The following is a 21,681-nucleotide window of genomic DNA, read 5'->3' as shown; positions in this document are numbered from 1 at the left end:
CGGGCCTGTGGACACTGCGGATCCTGCGGGCCTTGTGAACCCTGTAGGCGTTCTGCGGACCCTGTGGGTCCCGTGGGGGACGAGAAACGGCGCAGGGCGCCCTCCTCCGTGCCGGTCAGGGCGCCCTGCGCCCGCAGCGCGCCACGATCGTGCGGACGATGCGTGCCTACGAGACCGCCCTGGGCAGGCGGACGTACACCTGAGGCGGCACCCGCGCGCTCCACGGCGTTCGAGGACGCCGGGCGTGATCCCCGCGCCGGGGACCGCTCACGTGCGGGGAACGGGGGCCGGCGCGACGGCGTCGCGGGACCCGGCCGCCCGCGACGGGGACCGTGGGGGCGGTGGGAAGGGCGCGGCGGCGGGTGAGCGGCGCGAGAGCAGGTACCCCGCCAGCGCGGTGAGCAGGCCGGTCAGCCCGGCCGCCGCGAAGCCGCCCGCCGGCACGGACGCGTCGATCGCCACTCCCACGACCGGGGCGCCGAGCGCGAACCCCGCGCTCGCCGCCGAGGACTGCAGGCCGGTCGCCTCACCTCGCACACCGGCCGGCGCCAGCCGGCTCACCGCGTCGGAGACCGTGGAGAGGGTCGGCGCGGTGAGCAGCCCGGCGCCGATCACGGCCACACACAGCCAGGGCCAGTCCCGGGCGAGCCCGGCCGGGACCGTCACCAGCCCGAGCAGGCCGAGCAGCAGCCAGGTGGGCACCGGCCAGGACAGCGACCCGTACACCAGGCCGCCCACGACGGACGTCACCCCGAACACGGCGACGACCACGGCCGCCCACGAGACCTGACCGGCCTCCCGGAGGGTGGCGACGATGGCCAGGTCGACGCCGCCGAGCAGCATCGCGACGCCGAACCCCATGGTCAGGACGGCGACCATGCGCGCTCCCAGCCACTCCCGGCGCCGGGGCCGGGGCAGGCCCGCCTCGCCGTCCGCCTCGTCCCCGGCCCGCATCGGCGGGTCGAGCAGGGCGATCCCCGCGCCGCCGGCGACGATCGCGGCACCCACTCCCCACGCCACCGCGCCGGGGGACACCGTCGCCGCGCCCAGGATCACCACCGCCGGTCCCACGATGTACGACAGCTCGCCCACCACCGACTCCAGCGCGAACGCCGCCCGTCGCAGCCTCGCCGCCGTCATCGCGGCGATCGCCTGCCTGGTGACCGACTGGACCGGCACCATCAGCAGTCCGGCGGCGAAGGACGCGCCCAGCAGGACCACGTACGGCAGCACGGGCACGGTCAGCCAGAACACGAGCTGCGGCACGATCGTGGACAGCAGCACGGCGCGCAGGCCCCGCCGGTCGATCATCCGGCCGAGCAGCGGCCCGCCCAGCGCGACCCCGGCGGTGAGCGCCGCCACCACGCCCCCCGCCGCCGCGTAGCCCATGTCGAGGGCGATGACGACGTACATGGTCAACGCCATCGCGTCCGCCGTGATCGCGGCACGGGCGAGCAGCGAGACGCCCAGCAGCGGGGTCATCCCCGGCACCGCGAGAACCTGCCGAAATCCGGTCACCGGTTCAACGCTAGGCAACCCGGGAGGCCATAGGAAGCCGTCAATTCGTTGGGCCGGGCATAATGAACGCTTATGGCACGTGATCTCGACACCGCGCTGCTGCGGTCGTTCGTCACCGCCGTGCGGGCGGGCAGCATCAGCCGTGCGGCGGCGGCGCTCGGCCGCACCCAGCCCGCGCTCAGCCAGCAGTTGCGCAGGCTCGAAAGGGCCGTCGGCAGCCCGCTGCTGCACCGGGCGCCGTCCGGCGTCTCGCCGACCCAGGCGGGCGAGGAGCTGTTGCCCTACGCCGAGCGCATCCTCGCGCTGTCGGCACAGGCGCTCGCCGGGACGGGACGGGCGCTCACCGGGCACTGCGGGGTGGGCCTCATCGAGGATCTCGCCGCCTCCCGCCTCTCCCAGGCGCTCGCCGACCTCGCGCGGCTGCACCCCGGCGCGACGCTGGAGGTGCTCAGCCTCTCCAGGGCGGAGATGCGGGAGGCCTACGACACCGGCCGGGTCCAGCTCGTGCTCGACGAGGTCCCGGACCTTCCCTGGCCGCCGCGCTGGACGGTACGCCTGCCGCTGGTCTGGGCGGTCGGGCAGGGGGTCGCCGTCGACGCCGATCCGCTGCCGGTGGTGCTGTTCTCGAACACGTGCGCCTGGCGGACGTCGGTGCTGGAGGCGATGGAGACGATGGAGGGCACGGGGCGCCGCTGGCGGGTGGCGTTCGAGAGCAACGGTCTCGCCGGGGTGCTCGCCGCGCTACGGGCCGGGCTCGGGGTCGCGGCGCTCCTGCCCGCCAACCTCGAACCGGCCATGGCCTGCCACGACGCGGCCGCGCTGCCCACCCTGCCGGACGTCGAGCTCGGCCTCGCCCGCCACCCCGGCACCGAGGGTGACGCGCTCGTCGACGCCGTGGAGACCGCCCTGCGGCGGATGATCTGAACAGGGCCGCCCGGCCCGCTAGCGGCGGCGGCCGCGCGCCTTGAGGGGGGTGAGGGGCAGCGCGGGCGCGGGAAGCGGGGCGGCCCCCGTGCCGGGCACCGTGCCGAACCCCTCGCCCTCCATCCACTCCCGCCGGAACCCGGCGATCTCCTCGTGGCTGCGGCCGACGAAGTTCCACCACATCACGATCCGCTCCTCGAACGGCTCGCCGCCGAGGAGCAGCAGCCGCCCGCCCCCCTCGGTGCCCAGCGCCAGCTCCGGGCGCCCGCTGCCCAGGTAGAGCAGCGGCCCGGGGGAGAGGGGCGTCTCGCCGACCCGTACGGTGCCGGACAGGGCCAGCGCGGCGTACTCGAAGCCGGGACGCAGCGCTACCGACGTCGTGGCACCGGCCTCCAGGGTCACCTCGGCCCCGATCAGCGGGGTGTGGGTCGTCGCAGGGGAGGTGACACCGCCCAGCTCGCCCATGATGACGGTCACCGTCACTCCCGGAGAGGTCAGCGCGGGCAGCGCCGGGTGGTGCTCGAAGGCGGGGGCGGTGTCGCGGGCGGCCGAGGGGAGCGCCACCCACAGCTGGACCCCGTGCAGCGCGGCCTCGGCGGGCGAATCCTCCGAATGGGAGATGGCCCGCCCGGCGGTCATCAGGTTGAGCTGGCCGGGCCTGATCAGCTGCTCGCTGCCGACGCTGTCGCGGTGCAGGATCTCGCCCTCCACGAGCCAGCTGACGGTCTGCAGGCCGGTGTGCGGGTGCGGGGGGACGTGCATCGTCGCCCGCTCGGGGCCGTAGTGGTCGACGAAGCACCACGCGCCGACCATCCTGAGGTCCCGGTTCGGCAGGGTCCTGGTGACCTTCATCGCCCGGGGACCGCCCAGGACCACGTCCCGGCCGGCCAGCAGCTCGCTCACCGGCTCCGCCGCCACGTCCGCGAGGCCGCCGCACGCCGATTCCCTCGGGTCCGTTTCCAGGTTGCTCATCCCGTGAATGTACGACGAGATCGGGCACCTCCGGGCACCGGGGACCGGGCGGGCGCCGCCTCCCGGGGGATCACGCGCGTGCCTGTCGGCCGCTTCCGGTATCTTTCGTCCACCCCGCCGGGCACCCACGGCCCCGCCGGGACGACACCGTGTGAAGTGAGAGGCCGAATGACCACCGAGACACCTCCGGGCGGATCCCGCAAGAGCCGCTGGAGCGCGCAGACGTGGTTCAACGTCGTGTTGCTCGCCATGACCCTCCTGCTGGGGGTGTCGGCGATCGTCGGCGCCACGGTCCTGCGGAACGCGGCGTCGGCCTCCAACCGGCTGATCGACCACATCTCGGTGGGCAGGATCCAGGCGGAGCGCCTGCAGGCGACCCTGCTGAACCAGGAGACGGGGGTGCGGGGCTTCGTCATCAGCGGCAAGGAGGAGTTCCTGCAGCCGTACACGGACGGGCTCCGCGACCAGCTGGCCGTGTCGTCGCAGATCGAGCGGCTGGCGCCGGGCGCGGCCCCGCTGCGGGCGCTCGACGAGGTGCAGCGGCTGGCCGCCGACTGGCGGACCCGCTACGCGGAGCCGATGATCGCGAGTGTCAGGGCCGAGGGCCCGGAGAGCGTGAGCCCCGCGCAGGCCGAGGAGAGCAAGCGCTCCTTCGACGCCGTCAGGAGGGGGCTCGTCGCCCAGAACGACGCCTGGGCCCAGGCCAGGCAGCTGGCCCGCGCCGACCTGGAGGTCGCCCGCAAGATCAGGGACGCCACCTTCTTCGGCATCCTGGCCGCCTTCCTGGTCACCATCGTCACCGTGGCGGTGCTGCTGAGGAGCGCGGTGTTCGGCCCCCTGGGCCGCCTGCGCGAGGCCTCCCGCCGGGTCACCATGGGGGACTTCGCGCACCACGTCGACACCGGCGGCCCCACCGACCTCGCCGAGCTGGCCGACGACATGGAGGCGATGCGCCGGCGCATCGTCACCGAGCTGGAGGAGGCCCGGAGCTCCCGGGTGCGGATCGCCGCCCAGGCCGAGGAGCTGAAGCGCTCCAACGCCGAACTGGAGCAGTTCGCCTACGTGGCCTCGCACGACCTGCAGGAACCGCTGCGGAAGATCGCGTCGTTCTGCCAGATGCTCCAGCAGCGGTACGCCTCCCAGCTCGACGAGAGGGCCAACACCTACATCGACTTCGCCGTGGACGGCGCCAAGCGCATGCAGGTGCTCATCAACGAGCTGCTCACCTTCTCCCGGGTCGGGCGGATCAGCAGGGAACCCGTCGAGATGGACCTGAACGACGTGGTCGGCCGGGCCCTGGCCAACCTCTCCGCGGCGGTGGAGGAGTCCGGGGCCGAGATCGAGGTCGGCGACCTGCCCACCGTCGTCGGGGACCGGACCCAGTTCGTGATGCTCTGGCAGAACCTGATCGGCAACTCCCTGAAGTTCCGCGACCCCGGCCGTACGCCCCGGATCGAGATCGGGGCCGAGCGGCTCGACGGGGAGGTGCGGATGACCGTGACCGACAACGGCATCGGCATCTCGCCCAACTTCGCAGACAAGATCTTCATCATCTTCCAGCGGCTGCACCAGCGCGACGCCTACGAGGGCACCGGGATCGGCCTGGCGATCTGCCGGAAGATCGTGGAGCAGCACGGCGGCACGATCCGGCTGGACACCGATTACACCGAGGGGGCCCGCTTCGTCATCACGCTGCCCGCCGAGGCCGTCGCGCCGGAGCGGGTGGGCGAGGGTGAGGGAGAGGCCGGACAGGAGGACCCCGTGGAGATCACGGCCGGGAACGTGTCGTGACCGGACGGGAGGACTCCGCGGAGATCGCGGTTGGGACCGTGCCGTGACACGCGGACGGTACGCACCGTATCCGAATGCCGTTACCGTTTACCGGATGGAGGAGATCGACCGCCGTATCGTCACATTGCTGGCCAGGGATGGCCGGATGAGCTTCACCGATCTCGCCAGGGAGACCGGGCTCTCGGTGTCGGCGGTGCACCAGCGGGTGCGCCGGCTGGAGAAGCGCGGCGTGCTGCGGGGGTATGCCGCGCTCGTCGACTACGACGCCATCGGGCTCTCGCTCACCGCGTTCGTCTCCATCAAGCCGATCGACCCGGCGGCGGCCGACGACGCCCCCGAGCGGCTGGCCCACCTGAGCGCGGTCGAGGCCTGCCACAGCGTGGCCGGGGACGAGAGCTACATCCTCAAGGTCCGGGTGGCCTCGCCGATCGCGCTGGAGGAGCTGCTGAACCAGATCCGCACCGCCGCCAACGTCTCCACCCGCACGACGGTGGTGCTCAGCACGCCGTACGAGCACCGCACCCCGGAGCCGGTGGGCGAGGACGGCGGGAGGCCCGAGGAGCGCCCCTGACCGTCTCGGGGATGCTCCCGGCGGGTTCGAGGGGCCTTGGCGCGGTGATCGCTCACCTCCTCGGGAGGCCGTCCGCGGCTTGCCGGGAATGTGGTGGTTGCCCCAAGCTGGACGGGTGCCTCCCAGAAAGATCATCATCGACTGCGACCCGGGGATCGACGACGCGCTGGCGCTCGTCCTCGCCCACGGGAGCCCGGAGCTGGAGATCCTGGGGATCACCACGGTCGGCGGCAACGTCGGGCTGGCCAGGACCACCGACAACGCGCTGCGGCTCCGCGAGTTCCTGGGGTTCGGCGGCGTGCCGGTCGTCGCGGGCAGCGCGGGCGCCCTTCTACGTCCCCCGGTGAACGCGGCCGGGGTGCACGGGGACTCCGGCCTCGGGGAGGCGCTGCTGCCCCCGGCCTCGCTCCCGCCGGCCTCCGGGCACGCCGCCGACTTCATCGTCGAGACGCTCCGGGCCGCCCCGGGTGAGGTGACCCTGGTGGCCATCGGCCCGCTGACCAACGTGGCGCTCGCCGTGCTCAGGGAACCGGCGATCGTCGGCTGGGCGCGGGGACTCACGATCCTGGGCGGCTCCTACACGCGGGGCAACTTCTCTCCCGCGGCCGAGTTCAACATCGCCGCCGACCCGGAGGCCGCCGCGGTCGTCTTCGGCGCGGGCTGGACGGTGAACATGATCGGCCTCGACGTGAGCCGCGGCGCCGTGACCACGCGGGCGGTGGCGGAGCGCATGGCGGCCATGGGCAGGCTCGGCACCGATCTGCTCCTGCCGTGCGTGCGGTTCTACGGCGTGATCACCGAGGAGGGCGGGCCCGCGATCCACGACGCCTGCGCGATCGCCCACCTGATCGACCCGTCGCTGATCACCCTCGAACCGGCCGTCGTGGACGTCGAGACGGCGGGCCGCTTCACCGCCGGGATGACCGTGACCGACTTCGCCCTCCGGGGCCGCGCCCCCAACGCCCTGGTCGGCACCTCACTCGACGTGGGCCGCTTCTGGGACCTGCTGCTCACCGTCTACGACCGGGTCGCGAAGACGATCGGGCCCTGAGGCCGCTCTCCGTGCCCCTCCGCGCGCGCCGCGGCCCGCGTCCCACGACCCGTGCCCCCGCGCGCCGCGGCCCGCGTCCCTCGACGCGGGCCGTGCGCGGCGCGATGTCACAATATTTCAGGAAACCTCAGGTCAGGGCGTGGAAGTGGGCCCGCAGCCGGGCCCTGGCCTCCTCGGTGGCGCCGAGGGCGTCCAGGCCCAGCAGGGCGGCGCCCATGATGGGCGCGACGTCGGCGACGATCAGCTTGGCCTGCGGCGCGCTCTCGGCGAAGCCCCGTTCCAGCAGCTCGCCCATGAGCGGGTCGCGGGCGGTGAGCACGCCGCCGCCCAGGACCACCTCCATCGGGACGGAGAGCAGGTCCAGGCGGCGCATCGCGACCACCGCGAGCACGACGACCTCCTCGGCCATCCGGGCCACCAGCGAGCGGGCCACCCCGTCCCCCCGGCCCGCGACCGCCATCAGCACCGGCACCAGCTCGTTCAGCCTGCCGTAGGACAGCTCGCCGAAGTGGACGGCGAGGGACACCTCCTCGACGGTACGGGTGCCGAAGTGCTCGCGGACCCCGGTGACCAGATCGGTCGCCGGGCCTCGGCCGTCCTCGGCGCGCACCGCGTGCCAGAGCGTCTCCTCGCCGAGGCCGAGGCCGCCGCCCCAGTCGCCGGTGAGCCGTCCCAGCGCCGGGTATCTCGCCACCTCCCCCGACGGGGAGACCGCCACCGCGTTGATCCCCGCGCCGCACACCACGGCCACCCCCGCGGGCCCGGAGGCCCCGGCGCGCAGCAGCGCGAAGGTGTCGTTGCCGACGGTCGCCTCCCCGCCGTACCCCCGGGAGAGGATCTCCGCGCGCAGCGCCTCCTCCTCCACCGGCAGGTCCGCGCCCGCCACGTAGGCGGCCACGTGGTCGGCGTACGGCGCGGTCGCGCCGGGGCCGAGCGCCGAGCGCGCGGCGTCGCCGATCACGTCGATCGCGACGCCCACCCCCGTGGTCTGCGGCTGGAAGGCGCCCCCGCGCCCGGTGGCGAGGACCGAGCCGTCCTCGGCCACCAGCGCGATGTCGGTCTTGCTGTTGCCGCCGTCGACGGCCAGGACCGTTCTCACGCGGTCGCCCAGGACAGGTGCCCGCGGTTGGCCTCGATCAGGCGCCTGGCCAGGTCGCCGGAGAGCGAGGCCTGGCCGATCAGCGGGTGGGCCAGCAGCGCGTCGGCGACGCGGTCCTCGCCGCCGTGCAGCGCCGCCTCGATCGCCAGCGTCTCGTACGCCGTGACGTGGGCGACGAGCCCGGCGAAGAGGGGCTCCAGCGGGGCGACGGGCAGCGCGGCCGCGCCCGCCGAGGTGATCGTGGCCGGGACCTCGATGACCGCCTCGTCGGGCAGGAACGGCAGCGTGCCGTCGTTGCGCAGGTTCACCACCTGGGTGTCGCCGCGGTCGCCGACCAGCGAGGCGATCAGCGCCACCGCGGCCTCGGAGTAGAAGGCGCCGCCGCGCTTGCCCAGCAGCTCGGGCTTGGTGTCCACCGCCGGGTCGGCGTACAGCTCGAGCAGGGTCTTCTCCATCGCCGCGACCTCGGCCGCGCGCGAGGGCTTGGTCCGCTGCTCCTCCACCACCAGGTCGTGCTCGTAGAAGTAGCGCAGGTAGTAGGAGGGCACCACGCCCAGGTGGCGCAGGAGCGCGGCGGGCAGGCCGACGTCCCGGCCGATCTCCTCGGCGTGGCTCTCCAGCAGCTTCGGCAGCACGTCCACCCCGTCGAGGTGGACGGAACGCTCCCAGGTGAGGTGGTTCAGGCCGACGTGGCCCAGCGAGATCCGCTCGGGGGCGACGCCCAGGTTCGCGGCGAAGCGGCGCTGGAAGCCGATGGCGACGTTGCACAGGCCGATGGCCCGGTGCCCTGCCTCGAGCAGCGCCCTGGTGACGATGCCGACCGGGTTGGTGAAGTCGACGATCCAGGCGTCCGGCGCGAGCCTCCTCACCTTCTCGGCGATGTCGAGCACCACCGGCACCGTGCGCAGCGCCTTGGCCAGCCCGCCCGCGCCGGTCGTCTCCTGGCCGACGCAGCCGCACTCCAGCGGCAGCGTCTCGTCCACGTTCCGCGCGGCCTGGCCGCCGACGCGCAGCTGCAGCAGGACCGCGTGCGCCCCGGCGACGCCCTCCTCGACCGAGGTGGTCGCGAGGACCGTGGCCGGGTGCCCGGCCCGCGCCAGCATCCGGCGCGCCATGCCCGACACCAGCTCCAGCCGGTGAACGTCCGGGTCGACCAGCGCGATCTCGGTCAGCGGCAGCTCGTCGCGCAGCCGCGCGAACCCGTCGATCAGCTCCGGCGTGTACGTCGAGCCGCCCCCGACAACGGCGAGTTTCACCCTTTTACTCCTGTCAGCGTGACGCCCTCGATGAAGACCCTCTGGGCGAAGAAGAACACGATGATGACCGGGGCCATGACGAGCAGCGTCGCCGCCATGGTGAGGTTCCACTGCACGCTGTGCAGTGCCCGGAAGGACGCCAGCCCGAGGGAGAGCGTCCAGTTCGCCTCGTTCGTATAGGCGTAGAGCAGCGGACCATAGTAATCGTTCCAGCAGTAGAAGAACTGGAACAGACCCACCGCCGCGATCGCGGGGCGCGCCATCGGCAGGACCACCCTGACGAGCGTCCGGAAGTCCGAGCAGCCGTCCACCCTGGCGGCCTCGGTGTACTCCTTGGGAATGCTGACCAGGAACTGCCGCAGCAGGAAGATGGAGAAGGCGTCGCCGAACAGCATCGGCAGGACGAGCGGCCACAGCGTGCCGGTGAGGTCCAGGCGCGCCCAGATGAGATAGACGGGCACCGCGACGACCTGGGGCGGCAGCATCATCATCGTGATGACCGCGAGGAAGGCCAGCCTGCGCCCCCGGAAGCGGAAGCGGGCCATCGCGTACGCCACCGGGATCGACGACAGCAGCACGAACGCGGTGCCGAGCCCGGCGTACAGGAACGTGTTGCCCAGCCAGGCCAGCAGTTGCGACCTGGCGAAAACGTCGGCGAAGTTGGACCAGTTCCAGGTACGGGGCCACAGGTCGCCGGTGAGCGCCTGGTCGTTGCTCATCACGGCCGTCAGCGCCACGAACACCAGCGGGCCGACGAACATCAGCGACAGCGCGATGGCGATGGCGTGGGTGGCGATCCAGTACAGGATCGCGCGGCCGCGCGGGCCGCGCGCGGCGGGGCGCGGGGCGGGGACGGAGGCCCCGGCGGGTCTCGTGGCCACAGTGTTCACAGTGGTCACCGGTCGCCTCCTTCGTCGAACGCGCGGAACCTGCGGAGCAGGATGAGGGTGAAGACCGTGGAGAACGCGAACAGCAGCAGGGCCAGCACGCAGGCGTACCCCATGCTGAAGTCGCGGAAGCCCACGTGGAACAGCCACTGGGCCAGCGTCAGCGTCGACAGCTCCGGATAGCCGGGCACGAAGCTGCTGCCGGGGGAGTCGGTGACCCCCGCCGCGACCCGGGAGGCGATCATCGCCTGGGTGAAGTACTGCAGGGCGTAGATGACGCCGGTGACCGTCGAGAACATCAGCACCGGCGAGATCGTCGGCAGCGTGATGCTCCTGAACTGCCGCCACGCGCCCGCCCCGTCGATGGCCGCGGCCTCGTACAGGTGCTTGGGCACGTCCAGCAGCGCGGCCAGGAAGATCATCATGGTGTTGCCGATGCCCCACATGGCCAGCATCGTCAGGCCGGGCTTGGACCAGTCCTTGTCGCCGAACCAGTCGGGCGCGGCGATCCCGAAGAACTCCAGGAACTGGTTGAGCGGCCCCGAGGGGTTCAGCAGGAACACGAAGGAGACCGTGCCGGCCACCACCGGGATCAGCGACGGCAGGTAGAACACCGTGCGGAAGAAGCCGACGCCCGACTTCAGGCGGGTGAGCAGCCAGGCCACGCCCAGCCCGAAGAGCACCTGCGCGGGGACCATGAGGACCACCAGCCACAGCGTGTTCTTGATGGAGACCCAGGCCCGGTCGTCCACCAGGAAGTAGCGGTAGTTGTCCAGGCCGACGAACTCCAGCGTGAACAGGTCGTAGCGGTGGAAGGAGAAGTAGACCGTCGCCGCGAGGGGGTAGGCGAAGAAGACCGCGAACCCCACCAGCCAGGGCGACATCCAAAGGAGGGCCTTGAGGCCCTCGCCGCGCCGCCATCTGGGCGGCGCGGCGTGGACGGTGCTCATCGAGGATCAGCCCCCGGAGAGCTTCATCTTGTCGTCGAGGCGCTTGTCGACCGCGGCGAGCCCGGCGTCGAGGTCGGTGGCCGAGCCGTTCTCCCACTTGACCAGGAACTCCTGCAGCGACTCCTGGTTGAAGGTGCTGTTGACGTTGGCCGGGACCGTGCTCGTCTTCGGGTGGGCGAAGATGTCGAGGAAGGTCTGGAAGTTCGCGTCCTTGACCAGGTCGGGCGACTCCAGCGACGCCTTGGTGGTCGGCACGTTGCGCAGCGCGTTGGAGAGCGTGACCAGCGCGGAGGTGTCGGTGGTCAGATACTTGACCAGCTCCCAGGCGGCCTGCGGGTTCTTGGCGCCCTTGGGCACGCCGATCACGGTGCCCGCGGTGAAGCCGCTGCCGTACAGGTCGGGCTTGGAGTCGGAGACCGGGAGCGGCGCGGTGCCGTAGTCGATGTGCTTGGCCTCGCCCGCGAGCATGGCGTTGCGCCACTCGCCGTCCAGGACCATGGCGATCTTGCCCTTGTGGAAGGGGTGGTCGGCCGACCACTCCTGCCCCAGGCTCTTGCGGAACTTCTCCAGCTTGTCGTAGCCGTACCAGTCGACGAGCTCCTTCTGCCAGCGCAGCAGCTCCTTCCACGCCGGGTCGGAGCCGACCGCCGAGGTGCCGTCCGGCTTGTACCAGGTGGCGCCGACCATCGGGCCCATGTGCGAGGCGGAGTTCTCGTAGTACTGGAAGCTCGGCACGAACCCGGCGACCTTGATGTTCCCGTCGGCGTCGCGGACGGTGAGCTTCTTGGTCAGCGCGGTCAGCTCCGAGAGCGTCTTGGGCGGCTGCTCGCCCTTCATCAGGGCCTTGTTGTAGTAGAGCCCGTACGCGTCGGCGAGCAGCGGCATCACGCACCGCTTGCCCTCGTACTCGGTGTAGGAGCGCGAGACCTCCGGCAGCACGGACAGGTCGATGCCGTCCTGCTTGATCACCGGGGTGAGGTCCTGGAACGTTCCGCTGCGGCACCACTGGGCCACGTTGTCGGTGGTGAACGAGGAGGCGACGTCCGGCGCCTTGCCGCCGCGCACCGCCTGGGTGATCTGGTCGTCCTGCACGCCCTTGACCAGCTTGACGGTGATCTGGGGGAACTTCGTGCGGAAGCCCGCGATGGCGTCCTCGAACGCCTTCACCTCGGCCGGCGCGGAGAACCCGTGCCACAGCTCGATGGTGGAGGCCGGCAGCGCGGCGGAGGCGGAGCCCGAGGGCTTGGGCTGGGAGCCCAGCGCGGGCGCGCTCTCCGTGCCCGCGGTGCAGGCGGTCAGGGTGGTGGCCGTCAGGGTGGCCAGGGCGAAAGCGAGAAAGCGTCGGTGCACGACGGCTGCCTCCTGGGGGCGGTGGAGCTGGCTGGGGTCCGTACGGGGCTTGCGTGGTGGGCGGCGAGGGGCAGGAGGGGACTGTGGAGCCGGCTGGGGTTCCTACGGGGCTTTGCGTGGTGGGCGGAGGGGGATCAGGAGGGGACGGTGGAGCTGAAGACCTCGTCGCGGGCGGTGGCGAGGGCGAGGTCGAGCGCGCCGGCGAGGACGGGGTTGCCCTCGACGGTCGACAGCAGCAGCGGGGGCCGGGGGATGGTGAGCGCGTGCAGCTCGTGCTCGACGAGCTCGCGCAGGGTGTCGCCGCCGGCCAGGAGGGTGCCTCCGGTCAGCACGATGATCTCGGGGTCGACGACGGAGGTGATCGCGGCCAGCCCGACCGCCAGCCGGGAGGCGATGTCGCGCAGCCCGGCGCGGGCGTCGTCGGCGCGCCTGCCGGTGGAGGCCGAGGATCGCACGGCGTTCAGCACCGCCTGCGCGGGCGCGGTGCCGCGCACGCCGTACGACCGCAGGATCTTCAGCACCGCCGGGCCGCCGGTGAGGGCCTGGTAGCCGTGGTTGGCGTAGCGGCCGGTCTCCCTGGCGGTCGGCGCGCCGGGGGTGGGCATGTAGCCGACCTCTCCCGCGCCGCCGGTGGCGCCCCGGTGCAGCCGCCCGCCGAGGACGAGCGCGGCGCCGAGGCCCTCGTCGGCCCAGAGCAGCACGAAGTCGCGGTGGCCGCGGCCCACGCCGTGCGCCTGTTCGGCCTGGGCGACGAGGTTGACGTTGTTCTCCACGGCGACCGGCACGCCCAGGCCGTCGGCGAGGGTGCGGACCAGGTCGGGGATGTGCCAGCCGGGCATGTCCTTGCTGGTGGCGTACGCCATCTTGCCGGTGCCCGGGTCTATCGTGCCCTGCACGCCGATGACCACGCGCCGCAGCCCCGCCGGGGCGCCCGCGCCCTCCAGCGCGGCCCGGACCCGCTCCAGCGCGTCGCCGCCCGAGCGGCCGGGGCTGGGCAGGTGGTGCTCGCCGACCACGGCGCCGGTGATGTCGGCGACCCTGACGTCGATGCCCGAGCGGGTGACGTCCAGCGCGGCGACGTGCGCGGCGGCGGGGTTGAGCCGGTAGACCTCGGCGGTGCGGCCGGGCAGTCCTTCGCGGATGCCGTCGAGCACGACCAGGCCCGCCTCCTGGAGGCGGATGAGGAGCTGGGAGGCGGTGGGCTTGGACAGGCCGGTGAGGGCGCCGATCTCCGGGCGGGTCAGCGGGCCGCGCTCCAGCAGCGCCTGCAGGGCGGCACGGTCGTTGATCGCGCGCAGCAGGCTGGGAGTGCCGGGCGTCGGCTGGGCCACTGATCCTCCGCGGGGGTTCTTGCATCCACGATTGACGCATCCGCGAACGGAGCGTCCACGGATGGTGCAAAGTTAGGAAACTTTCCTAACTTCGAGTGAATGTAAGGAACCCGGCGGATTTTCGTCAAGAAGGCAGGGGGCGCCGCAATCAAGCTGTGATGACCGAGGGGTGGGTAGACTTCTCGACGGACCTGCTAAGGTGATGGTTTGTCATAACAACCAGCGCAATGGCCCGGAGTATCCCATTACTAGCAACGATAATGGAGCGACGGCAACCCGTCAAATCGAGCTGGCCCGGGAGCAGGAGTATGTTTCCTGCCTTTATGCCCGGCTCGATCTGCTGCGCGAGCGCACCCAGCGGCAGCTGGACGGCGTCCTCGCGCAGGGCGGAAGTGGCGGCACGCATCAGAACCGCTCCGAGCGCGACAGCTTCGCCGGGATGTACGCCGAACGCCTGGGCCGCCTGTGGGCGGTCGAGAACGGCCTGTGCTTCGGCCGGCTCGACAACGCCGACGACACCTCACTCTACATAGGCCGCATCGGCATGGCCGACGACGACCAGCGCAGGCTGCTGATCGACTGGCGGGCGCCGGTGGCGCAGCCCTTCTACGGCGCCACCCCGGCGGCCTCGATGGGCGTCACCCGCCGCAGGCACCTGCAGACCAAGGGCCGCAAGGTGATCGGGATCGACGACGACCTCCTCGACCTCGACAGCCTCACCGAGGAGGACGTGGCCACCCTCAACGGGGAGGCCGCGCTGCTGGCCTCCCTGGGGGCCAAACGCACCGGCCGGATGCGCGACATCGTCGCCACCATCCAGTCCGAGCAGGACCGCATCATCCGCTCCGACCTCAACGGAGTGCTCGTCGTGCAGGGCGGTCCCGGCACCGGCAAGACCGTGGTCGCGCTGCACCGCGCCGCCTACCTCCTCTACACCCACCGGGAGAAGCTGGCCCGCAGGGGTGTGCTCATCCTCGGGCCGAACCTCACCTTCCTGCGCTACATCGAGCAGGTGCTGCCCTCCCTGGGCGAGACCGACGTGCTGCTGTCGACCGTCTCGGAGCTGTACCCGGGGGTCGTCCCCGGCCGTAAGGAGCGTCCCGAGGTGGCCGGCGTCAAGGGCGACGCCCGGATGGCCCAGGTCGTCGCGCGGGCCGTGCGCGAGCGGCAGCGGGTGCCGCGCAAGCCGATCGAGATCAAGCTCGACCGCTACACCCTCCGGCTGGAGGGCAGCGTCCTGGAGGCCGCCCGCAACCGGGCGGCCCGCTCCAAGAGGGCGCACAACGAGGCCCGCGCCGTCTTCGTCCGCCACCTGCTCAACGCGCTCGCCCGGCAGGCCGCCCGGCAGCTCGGCAAGGGGATGATCGACGACGACGAGCTCGCCGACATCCGCGAGGACCTGCGCACCGAGCGGCCCGTCAAGGCGGCCCTGAACCGGCTGTGGCCCTACGTCACCCCGCAGCAGCTCCTGATCGGCCTGTTCACCTCCCGCGAGCGCCTCGACCACGCCGCCGCCGAGTTCGGCGAGGCCGAGCGCGAGCTGATGCTGCGCGAGCCGCCCCGCACGGGGGAGAACTGGTGGGCCGAGTCCGACGTGCCGCTCCTGGACGAGGCCGCCGAGCTGCTCGGCGACATCGACCCCGCGGTGCTGCGGGCCGGGGCCTGGATGGCCGAGGAGGAGCAGGCCGCGCAGCGCGCCGCCGCGCTCGACGAGCGGCAGCACCAGCTCGCCTACGCCAAGGAGGTCCTGGAGCTGACCGGCCTGTCCGACATCATGGACGCCGAGAAGTTCGCCGCCCGCCACCTCGGCGACGACGTCTTCCTGACCACCGCCGAGCGCGCGGCGGCCGACCGCACCTGGGCCTTCGGTCACGTCATCGTCGACGAGGCGCAGGAGCTGTCGCCGATGGACTGGCGGATGCTGATGCGCCGCTGCCCGACGCGGTCGATGACGATCGTCGGCGACCTGGCCCAGACCGGCTCGTCGGCCGGGGCGCGCTCCTGGGGCCGGGTCCTCGACCCGTACGTCTCGGGGCGCTGGCGCGAGGAGACCCTCAGCGTCAACTACCGCACCCCGGCCGAGCTGATGGCCGTGGCCGCCGACGTGCTCACCCTGGTCGACCCGGCGCTGACCGCCCCGGCCTCGGTCAGGGAGACGGGGGCGCGCCCGTGGGCGGCATCCCCGACGGCCTCCCTCGGCGAGGTTGTCAAGGCCGAGGTCGTCGAGGGCGGGCGGCTCGTCGTGATCGTCCCCGAGTCGCGCGCCGGGGAGTACGGGGAGGTCGTGGTCCGATCCGTCGAGGGCGCGGTCGCCGGGCCGGGCGCGGCGGCCCTGGACGCGCAGGTGGCGGTGCTGACCGTCGCCGAGGCCAAGGGGCTGGAGTTCGACGCGGTCGTCGTGGTCGAACCGGAGCTGATCCTGGGCGAGTCCCCGCGCGGGGCGAGCGACCTTTACGTGGCGTTGACCCGCGCCACCCGGCGGCTTGGCGTCGTGCACGACGGTCCGCTTCCCGACGCGCTCGCTCGACTTGAGGGACATCGGATCACATGAGACCATTGACGGCTCTCGTCGATCATGTCCCAGCTGCGAAAACTTGATGTTTCCGCAGTTAGTGACACGGTTGACATCTGCGCTGGGCTCGGTAGTTTGCTGCCCAGTCCAGCACGGGACTGGCCGGTCGGCCGCCATTCGACATCGCCGTCTCCTGCGCCCGTGACGGGGGTTCACCCCGTCCGTACAGCCAGGCGCAGGACCGGCAGTCCGTCGAGGCGGGGCACTCCTTCCGGGCGGGGGGTTGGACCCAGGAGGGGTCCGGGCACCCAGTAGACAACGGCAATCCGCGCTCGCCGCCGACGGGACGGAACCGGTCCGAAGGGTCGTCCGGGCCCTCTTCCCGCTCCCGTGCGAGCGCCGCAAGCGTCGGGGCGGACCGGGGTGTCGAAGGACACCCCGGGCCGCCCCGTTGCCGCGTCTGGAGCCACTTACGGTGGCATTTGTCGGGTTTAAAGTGCTTTAGCGTTGTTTCTGGTTAATGTGGTGTGGAGCTTTTGGGGGCGTGCCCGCAGGGCGGTAGCGTTCCGGCTAGGAAGACCGGCGTTCCGGCCGGGAGGACTTCAGGCGCCATCCGCCCGCACGACATCACAAGGAGCCCCGCCCGTGGTGCAGGACAAGACGGCCGCTCCGGTACCGGAGAGGTCCGTGGCGGGCGATCCCGCGACCGGCCCGGCGGCCGGTCCCGCGCGGGTTCCCGAGGTCGTTCCGGAGAACGGCGCGGCGGTCGGTCCGGAGACCCGTTCCGTGAGCGATCCGGCGGCCGCTCCCGCGGGTGGTCCGGTTCTCGCGGATGGTCCGGTGAGCGATCCGGCGGGTGGGACCGTCGACGGGTCGCCGGGTGGTCCCGGGGAGGCCCCGCCCCCCGCCCCGTCTCCCGCCCCGTTCTCCGCCTCGCGTCTGGCGCTGCCCGCCCGGGTCGCGGGCGCGGTGGCCGGTGGCCTGCTGATGTTCCTCGCCTTCCCGCCGCTCGGGCTCTGGTTCCTCTCGCCGCTCGGCATGGCCCTGGCGGTCCTGGCGGTCCGTGGCACCCGCCCGCGCCGGGGCACCTGGCTCGGTCTCGTGGCCGGGCTCGCCCTGCTGCTGCCCGGCCTGCACTGGGTGAGCCCGATCGGCACCGACGCCTGGCTGGGCCTGGTGGCCATGGAGAGCGCCTTCTACGCCCTCTGGGGGACGGGAGTCGCCCTGGTGACCCGGTTGCGCCTGTGGCCGTTGTGGAGCGCCGCGCTCTGGGTGGCGGCCGAGTGGGCGCGGGGACAGTTCCCCTTCGGCGGGTTCCCCTGGGCGCGGGTGGCCTTCAGCCAGGGGGAGTCGATCTTCACGCCGTACGCCGCGCTCGGCGGGGCGCCGCTGGTGAGCTTCGCGGTGGCCCTGTGCGGCGGCCTGCTCGCCCTGGCGGCGGTGCGCTCGTTCCCGGCCCGCCGCTCGTTCCCGGCCCGCCGCTCGTTCCCGGCCCGCCGCTCGTCCCCGGCCTCCTCTTCGCTTCCGGCCTCCTCTTCGCTCCCGAGCGCTCCTTCGTCGCAGGTGGCTCCTTCGCCGGCGGTGGCTCCTTCGTCGGCGGTGGCTCCTTCGTCGGCGGCGAGCCCCGAGGCCGCGGCCTCCCGCCCGCTCCCGGTCCCGGTGCCGCCCGTTTCCCCGGGCCCGCCCGCGTCCGCCGTTCCCCGCCGTGCCCGTGACGGGCGCTGGGGGCGGGCGCTGGCCCTGCCGCTCGCGGGGGCGCTGGCCGTCCCGGCCGCGACCCTGGCGATTCCCCGGTACGGCGACGAGGGCAGGAGCGTGACCGTCGGCGTCATCCAGGGAAACGTCCCCGGCCGGGGCATGCACCCCCTGGGCGACGAGCCCGCCGTGGTCCTCGGCAACCACACCCGGATGCTCCACCAGATGGCGCGGGACGTCAGGGAGGGCAGGACGCCCCGCCCCGACCTGGTCGTGCTGCCGGAGAACTCCACCGACATCGACCCGCTGCGCAACGAGTTCGCCCGAAGCGAGATCGACGCGGCGGTCAAGGACGTCGGGGTACCGGTCCTGGTCGGCGCCGTGGTCGGGATCGGGGAGAACAACCGGGCGACCCGCAGCATCGTCTGGGACCCGGTCACCGGCCCCGGCGCCCACTACGACAAGCAGCAGCTGGTCCCCTTCGGGGAGTTCACCCCGCTCCAGGGGCTCGTGCTGGCCCTGTTCGAGCGGGCCGCCCTGGTCGGCAAGCAGTCGGTGGCGGGCACCCGCGACGGCGATCTCAAGCTGGGCCCGGTGACCGTCGGCGCGATCAACTGCTACGAGGTGGCCTTCGACGGCATCGTGGGCGACACCGCCAGGACCGGTGCCACGCCGCTGGTGGTGCAGACCAACAACGCCACCTACGCCCTGACCAACCTGCCGCCGCAGCAGCTCGCCATGTCCCAGCTGCGGGCGGTGGAGCACAATCGAGCGGTGATCACTTCCGCGATTACCGGCATATCGGCATATGTGACCCCGGACGGCTCGATCGCCTGGCGTACCGGCGAGCTGGTCCCGGCGATGAACGTGCTGACCGTTCCGGTCAGGACCGCGCGGACCCTCGCCACCCGCGTGGGCGCGCTGCCCGAATGGGCCCTGATACTTGTGGGTGCGGGTGCGGTGGCCGCCGCCTGGCGGCACCGGAGGCCCGGCGTGGGGCACTCCGTGAACCGGGAGGATGATCAGCAGGTGGGAGACGCGTGATGGAGCGGATGCTTGGTCGGGTGCTCGTCATCGTCCCGACGTACAACGAGCGGGAGAACCTGCCGCTGATCACCCGGCGGCTGCGCGAGGCCGTGCCCGAGGCCCACCTCCTGATCGCGGACGACGACAGCCCCGACGGCACCGGGGCGATCGCCGACAAGCTGGCGGCCGACGACGACCACGTCCACGTGCTGCACCGGGCGGCCAAGCAGGGCCTGGGCGCCGCCTACATCGCGGGCTTCCGCTGGGGTCTGGAGGAGGGCTTCGGCGTCCTGGTGGAGATAGACGCCGACGGCTCCCACCAGCCGGAGGAGCTGCCCAAGCTGCTGAACGCGCTCGCCAGGGGGGCCGACCTGGCGATCGGCTCCCGCTGGGTGCCCGGCGGGAAGATCGTCAACTGGCCGGCCTCGCGGGAGTTCCTGTCGCGCGGCGCCAACCTCTACACCCGGCTCGTGCTCGGCCTCCCGGTCCGGGACGCCACCGCCGGCTTCCGCGCCTACCGCGCGTCGGCCCTGGAGCGGATCAGCCTGGACGACGTCGAGTCGCGGGGCTACTGCTTCCAGGTGGACCTCACCCTGCGCACGGCCGTCTGCGGGATGCGCGTCAAGGAGGTGCCGATCACCTTCGTGGAGCGCACCGTCGGGGCCAGCAAGATGAGCCGGAGCATCGTGGTCGAGGCCCTGTGGCGGATCACCGTCTGGGGTGTCACCGGCCTGCCCTCCCGCCTGCGCCGCCGTCGCGAGCGCCGGCTGCTCCGCGGTCCCGCCGCCCGGTAGTTCACGGCTCACGTGTCCGGGGCTCGCGGGTGCTCCCGCGAGGCCGCCGGACCCTCCGGGGCGCGATCCTGAGAGTCCGCTGAGGACGCCGTCCACGCTGAGCGAACGCGGAACGCGCCGCCACCCCGGGACGTTGTTCATGTCATACGGCTGTCGCACGAGTTGAGGCGAAAATGCGCATTCTGCTGTTCCTGACCTTTCTCGTGGTGCCGGTCCTCGAGATATGGGTGCTCATCCAGGTCGGCCAGGTCATCGGCGGGTGGCCGACGGTGGCCCTCCTGCTCGCCGACAGCCTGCTCGGCGCCTGGATCGTGCGCCGCGAGGGCCGCCGGGCCTGGCGCAACCTCCAGGGCGCCCTGCAGAGCGGCCGGATGCCCGACCGCGAGCTCGCCGACGGCGCGCTGATCCTGGTGGGCGGCACGCTGCTGCTCACGCCGGGCTTCCTCACGGACGTCCTCGGCTTCCTGTGCCTGCTGCCGTTCACCCGGCCGATGGTCCGCAGGATCGGGGCCTGGTTCTTCGCCCGCCGGGTCCGCACCCTCGTCGCCAGGAGCTCGGCGGGCGCCGGGCTCGGTTCACCGTTCGGCGGCCCGGGCTCGCCCTTCGACGTGCTGCGCGACGCGGGCAGGCCCCCCGGCTCGGGGCCGGTCGTCCACGGCGAGGTCGTCCGCGACGAGCCGGGCGGCACGGGGGCGCCGGGTGGTTCCAGAGACTCCGGCCGGGGCCTCACCGGCCGCTGAGGGCGGCGAGGCGGTGCAGCGAGAAGCGGAACAGGGCCGCGTTCAGCGGCTTGATCACCTGCCAGCCGAGCCGTCCCACCGCGCCGAACGGCACGTCGAGCTCCTCCTCCCAGACGATCGTGCTGCCGCCGCCCTCGCGGGGCAGCACGCGGAAGACCCCGGTGCCGCGCACCGGCCATCCGGTGTGCCGGACCCCCACGCTCCTCGGCGGGTCCCAGTCGGTGATCTCCATGGTGTCGACGAACCCGGCCGGCCCCACCCCGGTGAAGGCCGCCAGCCGGCTCCCGACGCTGTGACCGTTCCCGGCGGTGACGCGCGCCCGGGTCAGGATCATCCACTCGTCGTGTCTCCGCCAATTGGTCAGCACGGCGAACACCCGTTCCGGCGGGGCGTGCGCGTCCACCGAGACGCTGATATGAGAACTGGTCATCCCTGGATCCTTCCCCAGTGACCGGTGAGCGACCCCCGTGCCCCGTCGGGCCGGGTCGCGCCGTGAGATCCTGCCGTGGACGTTGACAGTAAAGTCCTATTTTTCTACCTTTTAAGTTGGAATTTCGGACTAACCGCGGCCATGAGGGCGTGCCGGCGCGACACGCGCCACGGCGGGCCCGGGACGGCCCGTGGCCGCGAGAACGGGGAGAGGGGCGGTTTCACACATGACCGCGTTCGCGCAGGGAACCGGCCTGATCGAGGTCCGGCCGGTCAGCTGGGACGACACGGCGGCCGTGGCGCTCCGACGGGCCATGACGGAGGAGATGGACGCCCGCTACGCCGACATGCTCGCCGTCATCGGCCTCGTGCCCGAGGGCATGAACGTCGAGCCGGAGACCGTCGCCTACACCGGGGTCGCCTACGCGGAGGGCGACGCGGTCGGCCACGTGGCGCTGCGCGCGCTCGGTGACGACGTGGAGCTCAAGCGGATGTTCGTGGCCCCGTCCCACCGGGGCACCCGCGTGGCGCGGGCCCTGCTGGCCGCCGCCGAGGACGCGGCCCGCGCGCTGGGCGCGTCCCGGGTCGTCCTGCAGACCGGTCCCCGCCAGCCGGACGCGGTGAGGATGTACGGGCGGGAGGGCTACACCCGCATCCCCGTCTTCCCTCCCTACGAGCGGCTCCCCGGTTCCCTCTGTTTCGAGAAGCTTCTCTGATCCGCTGCGGGTAGGCACCCGCGGCCCGTTTCGGGAGGCTTCCCCGATCCGTTTCGACAGGCCTCACCG

Annotated in this window: 18 protein-coding genes; 9 read left to right on the top strand and 9 right to left on the bottom strand. The window is 72.5% G+C overall.

All coding sequences use genetic code 11. From position 1 onward, the window contains the following. Positions 1-267: 267 nt before the first annotated feature. On the bottom strand, positions 268-1,518 hold the full coding sequence (locus ACFYWM_RS12735) for an MFS transporter (RefSeq protein ID WP_389912991.1): 1,251 nt from the start codon (positions 1,516-1,518) through the stop codon (positions 268-270). A 72-nt stretch (positions 1,519-1,590) separates the two neighbouring features. Here ACFYWM_RS12735 and ACFYWM_RS12730 point away from each other — a divergent pair, with 72 nt between their 5' ends. Further along, positions 1,591-2,442, top strand: coding sequence for a LysR family transcriptional regulator (locus ACFYWM_RS12730; RefSeq protein WP_389912988.1), 852 nt, complete (start codon positions 1,591-1,593; stop codon positions 2,440-2,442). Positions 2,443-2,460: 18 nt separating this feature from the next. On the opposite strand, the gene ACFYWM_RS12725 is transcribed toward ACFYWM_RS12730, so the two are convergent. Beyond that, positions 2,461-3,414 carry a pirin family protein gene (locus ACFYWM_RS12725; protein ID WP_389912985.1) on the bottom strand — a complete coding sequence of 318 codons (954 nt, stop codon included), beginning with the start codon at positions 3,412-3,414 and terminating at the stop codon, positions 2,461-2,463. 168 nt (positions 3,415-3,582) lie between these two features. Here ACFYWM_RS12725 and ACFYWM_RS12720 point away from each other — a divergent pair, with 168 nt between their 5' ends. From ACFYWM_RS12720 to ACFYWM_RS12710, 3 genes are all read left to right on the top strand, one after another. Continuing rightward, positions 3,583-5,205 (top strand): ATP-binding protein, encoded by a 1,623-nt coding sequence (locus ACFYWM_RS12720; protein WP_389912983.1) that lies wholly within the window; start codon positions 3,583-3,585, stop codon positions 5,203-5,205. A 94-nt stretch (positions 5,206-5,299) separates the two neighbouring features. Then, a complete protein-coding gene (locus ACFYWM_RS12715) occupies positions 5,300-5,776 on the top strand; it encodes an Lrp/AsnC family transcriptional regulator (protein WP_389912980.1) in 477 nt (158 codons plus the stop codon). 115 nt (positions 5,777-5,891) lie between these two features. Next, a complete protein-coding gene (locus ACFYWM_RS12710; RefSeq protein ID WP_389912977.1) occupies positions 5,892-6,827 on the top strand; it encodes a nucleoside hydrolase in 936 nt (311 codons plus the stop codon). A 127-nt stretch (positions 6,828-6,954) separates the two neighbouring features. Here the strand turns inward: ACFYWM_RS12710 and ACFYWM_RS12705 are convergent, their stop codons facing one another. From ACFYWM_RS12705 to ACFYWM_RS12680, 6 genes are all read right to left on the bottom strand, one after another. Then, positions 6,955-7,926, bottom strand: a complete 972-nt coding sequence (locus ACFYWM_RS12705) for an N-acetylglucosamine kinase (protein ID WP_389912974.1) — start codon at positions 7,924-7,926, stop codon at positions 6,955-6,957. Continuing rightward, on the bottom strand, positions 7,923-9,182 hold the full coding sequence (locus ACFYWM_RS12700) for a 6-phospho-beta-glucosidase (RefSeq protein WP_389912972.1): 1,260 nt from the start codon (positions 9,180-9,182) through the stop codon (positions 7,923-7,925). The genes ACFYWM_RS12705 and ACFYWM_RS12700 overlap by 4 nt, the downstream gene beginning before the upstream one ends. Continuing rightward, the gene (locus tag ACFYWM_RS12695; protein WP_389912968.1) at positions 9,179-10,081 is read right to left on the bottom strand and encodes a carbohydrate ABC transporter permease; all 903 of its coding nucleotides are present in this window, start codon (positions 10,079-10,081) and stop codon (positions 9,179-9,181) included. The genes ACFYWM_RS12700 and ACFYWM_RS12695 overlap by 4 nt, the downstream gene beginning before the upstream one ends. After that, on the bottom strand, positions 10,078-11,019 hold the full coding sequence (locus ACFYWM_RS12690; RefSeq protein ID WP_389912965.1) for a carbohydrate ABC transporter permease: 942 nt from the start codon (positions 11,017-11,019) through the stop codon (positions 10,078-10,080). The genes ACFYWM_RS12695 and ACFYWM_RS12690 overlap by 4 nt, the downstream gene beginning before the upstream one ends. A 6-nt stretch (positions 11,020-11,025) precedes the next feature. Beyond that, on the bottom strand, positions 11,026-12,369 hold the full coding sequence (locus ACFYWM_RS12685; protein ID WP_389912962.1) for an extracellular solute-binding protein: 1,344 nt from the start codon (positions 12,367-12,369) through the stop codon (positions 11,026-11,028). A 134-nt stretch (positions 12,370-12,503) separates the two neighbouring features. Further along, on the bottom strand, positions 12,504-13,700 hold the full coding sequence (locus ACFYWM_RS12680; RefSeq protein ID WP_389912959.1) for an ROK family protein: 1,197 nt from the start codon (positions 13,698-13,700) through the stop codon (positions 12,504-12,506). A 202-nt stretch (positions 13,701-13,902) separates the two neighbouring features. Here ACFYWM_RS12680 and ACFYWM_RS12675 point away from each other — a divergent pair, with 202 nt between their 5' ends. The 4 genes from ACFYWM_RS12675 to ACFYWM_RS12660 all read left to right on the top strand — a co-directional run bounded on the left by ACFYWM_RS12675 (position 13,903) and on the right by ACFYWM_RS12660 (position 20,467). Then, complete coding sequence (locus ACFYWM_RS12675) at positions 13,903-16,251, top strand: HelD family protein (RefSeq protein ID WP_389912956.1); 2,349 nt, start codon at positions 13,903-13,905, stop codon at positions 16,249-16,251. Positions 16,252-16,857: 606 nt separating this feature from the next. Next, on the top strand, positions 16,858-18,951 hold the full coding sequence (gene lnt / locus ACFYWM_RS12670; RefSeq protein WP_389912953.1) for an apolipoprotein N-acyltransferase: 2,094 nt from the start codon (positions 16,858-16,860) through the stop codon (positions 18,949-18,951). Beyond that, the gene (locus tag ACFYWM_RS12665; RefSeq protein ID WP_389912950.1) at positions 18,951-19,727 is read left to right on the top strand and encodes a polyprenol monophosphomannose synthase; all 777 of its coding nucleotides are present in this window, start codon (positions 18,951-18,953) and stop codon (positions 19,725-19,727) included. The genes lnt and ACFYWM_RS12665 overlap by 1 nt, the downstream gene beginning before the upstream one ends. 173 nt (positions 19,728-19,900) lie before the next feature. Continuing rightward, positions 19,901-20,467 (top strand): FxsA family protein, encoded by a 567-nt coding sequence (locus ACFYWM_RS12660; RefSeq protein ID WP_389912946.1) that lies wholly within the window; start codon positions 19,901-19,903, stop codon positions 20,465-20,467. Here the strand turns inward: ACFYWM_RS12660 and ACFYWM_RS12655 are convergent. Continuing rightward, a complete protein-coding gene (locus ACFYWM_RS12655) occupies positions 20,454-20,897 on the bottom strand; it encodes an SRPBCC family protein (RefSeq protein WP_389912943.1) in 444 nt (147 codons plus the stop codon). The genes ACFYWM_RS12660 and ACFYWM_RS12655 overlap by 14 nt on opposite strands. Before the next feature lie 226 nt (positions 20,898-21,123). Here ACFYWM_RS12655 and ACFYWM_RS12650 point away from each other — a divergent pair, with 226 nt between their 5' ends. Further along, entirely contained in the window at positions 21,124-21,612 is a 489-nt protein-coding gene (locus ACFYWM_RS12650) for a GNAT family N-acetyltransferase (RefSeq protein WP_389912940.1), read from the top strand. Positions 21,613-21,681 lie beyond the last annotated feature (69 nt).

The sequence above is a fragment of the Streptosporangium sp. NPDC002721 genome, from assembly GCF_042888905.1.
GTDB lineage: Bacteria > Actinomycetota > Actinomycetes > Streptosporangiales > Streptosporangiaceae > Streptosporangium.
The sequence above is the reverse complement of the archived record's forward strand: the minus strand, read 5'-3'. Positions and strand labels throughout refer to the sequence as shown.

Coding starts and splice junctions, on each gene's coding strand:
- ACFYWM_RS12665 (WP_389912950.1), top strand. CDS start 18,951: ATGGAGCGGATGCTTGGTCGGGTGCTCGTCATCGTCCCGACGTACAAC.
- ACFYWM_RS12715 (WP_389912980.1), top strand. CDS start 5,300: ATGGAGGAGATCGACCGCCGTATCGTCACATTGCTGGCCAGGGATGGC.
- ACFYWM_RS12675 (WP_389912956.1), top strand. CDS start 13,903: ATGGTTTGTCATAACAACCAGCGCAATGGCCCGGAGTATCCCATTACT.
- ACFYWM_RS12725 (WP_389912985.1), bottom strand. CDS start 3,414: ATGAGCAACCTGGAAACGGACCCGAGGGAATCGGCGTGCGGCGGCCTC.
- ACFYWM_RS12650 (WP_389912940.1), top strand. CDS start 21,124: ATGACCGCGTTCGCGCAGGGAACCGGCCTGATCGAGGTCCGGCCGGTC.
- ACFYWM_RS12690 (WP_389912965.1), bottom strand. CDS start 11,019: ATGAGCACCGTCCACGCCGCGCCGCCCAGATGGCGGCGCGGCGAGGGC.
- ACFYWM_RS12655 (WP_389912943.1), bottom strand. CDS start 20,897: ATGACCAGTTCTCATATCAGCGTCTCGGTGGACGCGCACGCCCCGCCG.
- ACFYWM_RS12720 (WP_389912983.1), top strand. CDS start 3,583: ATGACCACCGAGACACCTCCGGGCGGATCCCGCAAGAGCCGCTGGAGC.
- ACFYWM_RS12730 (WP_389912988.1), top strand. CDS start 1,591: ATGGCACGTGATCTCGACACCGCGCTGCTGCGGTCGTTCGTCACCGCC.
- ACFYWM_RS12660 (WP_389912946.1), top strand. CDS start 19,901: ATGCGCATTCTGCTGTTCCTGACCTTTCTCGTGGTGCCGGTCCTCGAG.